Here is a 3,446-nt window from a genome sequence, read left to right as displayed (position 1 = left end):
TGACCGGCCTTTACGGTGGGTTGCCTTGTGAGTGGATTGCAATTTTTAATCTTTGTGGTCAAGTTTCTAAGAGCAAACGGTGGATGCCTTGGCATCTGGAGCCGAAGAAGGACGTAGAAATCTGCGATAAGCCTCGGGGAGCTGATAATCGAGCTGTGAGCCGAGGATTTCCGAATGGGGAAACCCCGCTGGGCGCTTTTGTGACCTGGTGACTCCCGCCTGAATATATAGGGCGGGTAGAGGGAACGTGGGGAAGTGAAACATCTCAGTACCCACAGGAAGAGAAAACAACATGTGATTCCGTGAGTAGTGGCGAGCGAAAGCGGATGAGGCTAAACCGATCATGTGTGATAGCCGGCGGGCGTTGCATGGTCGGGGTTGTGGGACACGTCGCTCAGTTCTGCCGGACTGGGGCGGTTACAGCGCATCATAGTCGAACCGGTTTGAAAGCCGGGCCGTAGTGGGTGCCAGCCCCGTAGACGAAATGGTGTTATGGCCGGATGTGTATCCCAAGTAGCACGGGGCCCGAGAAATCCCGTGTGAATCTGTCAGGACCACCTGATAAGCCTAAATACTCCCAGATGACCGATAGCGGACAAGTACCGTGAGGGAAAGGTGAAAAGTACCCCGGGAGGGGAGTGAAATAGTACCTGAAACCGTTTGCTTACAAACCGTCGGAGCCTCCTTGTAGGGGTGACGGCGTGCCTTTTGAAGAATGAGCCTGCGAGTTAGTGATATGTGGCGAGGTTAACCCGTGTGGGGCAGCCGTAGCGAAAGCGAGTCTGAATAGGGCGATACAGTCGCATGTCCTAGACCCGAAGCGAAGTGATCTATCCATGGCCAGGTTGAAGCGACGGTAAGACGTCGTGGAGGACCGAACCCACTTCAGTTGAAAATGGAGGGGATGAGCTGTGGATAGGGGTGAAAGGCCAATCAAACTTCGTGATAGCTGGTTCTCTCCGAAATGCATTTAGGTGCAGCGTTGCGTGTTTCTCGCCGGAGGTAGAGCTACTGGATGGCCGATGGGCCTCAACAGGTTACTGACGTCAGCCAAACTCCGAATGCCGGTGAGTGAGAGCGCAGCAGTGAGACGGTGGGGGATAAGCTTCATCGTCGAGAGGGAAACAACCCAGACTACCAACTAAGGCCCCTAAGCGTGTGCTAAGTGGGAAAGGATGTGGAGTTGCACAGACAACCAGGAGGTTGGCTTAGAAGCAGCCACCCTTGAAAGAGTGCGTAATAGCTCACTGGTCAAGTGATTCCGCGCCGACAATGTAACGGGGCTCAAGCACACCGCCGAAGTTGTAGATTTCGCACACAGACAAGCCTTCGTGGTTCAGTCGTGCGGAGTGGTAGGAGAGCGTCGTGTGGCGAGTGAAGCGGCGGAGTAATCCAGCCGTGGACGCCACACGAGTGAGAATGCAGGCATGAGTAGCGAAAGACGGGTGAGAAACCCGTCCTCCGAAAGACCAAGGGTTCCAGGGCCAGGTTAATCCGCCCTGGGTAAGTCGGGACCTAAGGCGAGGCCGACAGGCGTAGTCGATGGACAACGGGTTGATATTCCCGTACCGGCGAACAACCGCCCAAGCTAATCCAGTGGTGCTAAGAGTCCTAACCCGGATTTCCGGATCCCTTCGGGGTGATGGTGTCCGGTCTAACGCTCGACCCCATGCTGGTGCGGCTAGCGTATGAACAGGTGTGACGCAGGAAGGTAGCTGAGCCAGGCGATGGTATCCGTAAGGTGAACCTGGTGTAAGGATGTAGGGCTGACGATAGGCAAATCCGTCGTCTGTATGCCTGAGATCCGACGCGTACCCGTAAGGGGAAATCAGTGATCCTATGCTGCCGAGAAAAGCATCGACGCGAGGTTGCAGCCGCCCGTACCCGAAACCGACTCAGGTGGTCAGGTAGAGAATACCAAGGAGATCGAGAGAATCGTGGTTAAGGAACTCGGCAAAATGCCCCCGTAACTTCGGGAGAAGGGGGGCCGGACACGTGATACGACTTCTCGTCGTTGAGCGTTGAAGGCCGCAGAGACCAGTGGGAAGCGACTGTTTACTAAAAACACAGGTCCGTGCGAAGTCGCAAGACGATGTATACGGACTGACGCCTGCCCGGTGCTGGAAGGTTAAGAGGAAGGGTTAGCCCTCGGGCGAAGCTCTGAATTTAAGCCCCAGTAAACGGCGGTGGTAACTATAACCATCCTAAGGTAGCGAAATTCCTTGTCGGGTAAGTTCCGACCTGCACGAATGGCGTAACGACTTCCCAGCTGTCTCAACCGCGAACTCGGCGAAATTGCACTACGAGTAAAGATGCTCGTTACGCGCAGCAGGACGGAAAGACCCCGTGACCTTTACTACAGTTTGGTATTGGTGTTCGGAGTGGCTTGTGTAGGATAGGTGGGAGACTGTGAAGCGGGCACGCTAGTGTTCGTGGAGTCATTGTTGAAATACCACTCTGGTCACTTTGGATGTCTAACGTAGGACCCTGATCGGGTTCATGGACAGTGCCTGATGGGTAGTTTAACTGGGGCGGTTGCCTCCCAAAGAGTAACGGAGGCGCCCAAAGGTTCCCTCAACCTGGTTGGCAATCAGGTGGCGAGTGTAAGTGCACAAGGGAGCTTGACTGTGAGACTGACAGGTCGAGCAGGGACGAAAGTCGGGACTAGTGATCCGGCAGTGGCTTGTGGAAGCGCTGTCGCTCAACGGATAAAAGGTACCTCGGGGATAACAGGCTGATCTTGCCCAAGAGTCCATATCGACGGCATGGTTTGGCACCTCGATGTCGGCTCGTCGCATCCTGGGGCTGGAGTAGGTCCCAAGGGTTGGGCTGTTCGCCCATTAAAGCGGTACGCGAGCTGGGTTTAGAACGTCGTGAGACAGTTCGGTCCCTATCCGCTGCGCGCGTTGGAAATTTGAGAAGATCTATCCCTAGTACGAGAGGACCGGGATGGACGAACCTCTGGTGTGTCAGTTGTTCTGCCAAGGGCACCGCTGATTAGCTACGTTCGGACCGGATAACCGCTGAAAGCATCTAAGCGGGAAGCCGTCTTCGAGATGAGATTTCCATGCACCTTGAGTGTGAGAGGCTCCCAGCAGACTACTGGGTTGATAGGCCGGATGTGGAAGCGGGGACCAACGACCCGTGGAGCTGACCGGTACTAATAAGCCGAAGACTTGACAACACACTTTTTACCGTGGCGGTTCACCGCTGCGGGCTCGCGTCCACTTTGTGGTTCCCGACAGACGATCGGGAATCAAACTGAATACTTCAGCAATGCTCTGAAGGAACAATGGTTTGATCCAGGATCTGGGTCGACAGTGTTCCGGTGGTCATAGCGAGAGGGAAACGCCCGGTCACATTCCGAACCCGGAAGCTAAGCCTCTCAGCGCCGATGGTACTGCAAGGGGGACCTTGTGGGAGAGTAGGACGCCGCCGGACTCAAC

The 3,446-nt window shown here is 55.3% G+C and carries 2 rRNA genes; both read left to right on the top strand.

Annotated elements, in window-relative coordinates:
• Nucleotides 1-56: 56 nt before the first annotated feature.
• A 23S ribosomal RNA gene (locus tag ACIPEQ_RS16425) occupies nucleotides 57-3,184 on the top strand.
• A gap of 140 nt (nucleotides 3,185-3,324) precedes the next feature.
• Nucleotides 3,325-3,441, top strand: a 5S ribosomal RNA gene (gene rrf, locus ACIPEQ_RS16420).
• The last annotated feature ends 5 nt before the right edge of the window (nucleotides 3,442-3,446 follow it).

It is taken from the genome of Curtobacterium sp. NPDC087080, from assembly GCF_044745105.1.
Taxonomy (GTDB): domain Bacteria; phylum Actinomycetota; class Actinomycetes; order Actinomycetales; family Microbacteriaceae; genus Curtobacterium.
The sequence above is the reverse complement of the archived record's forward strand: the minus strand, read 5'-3'. Positions and strand labels throughout refer to the sequence as shown.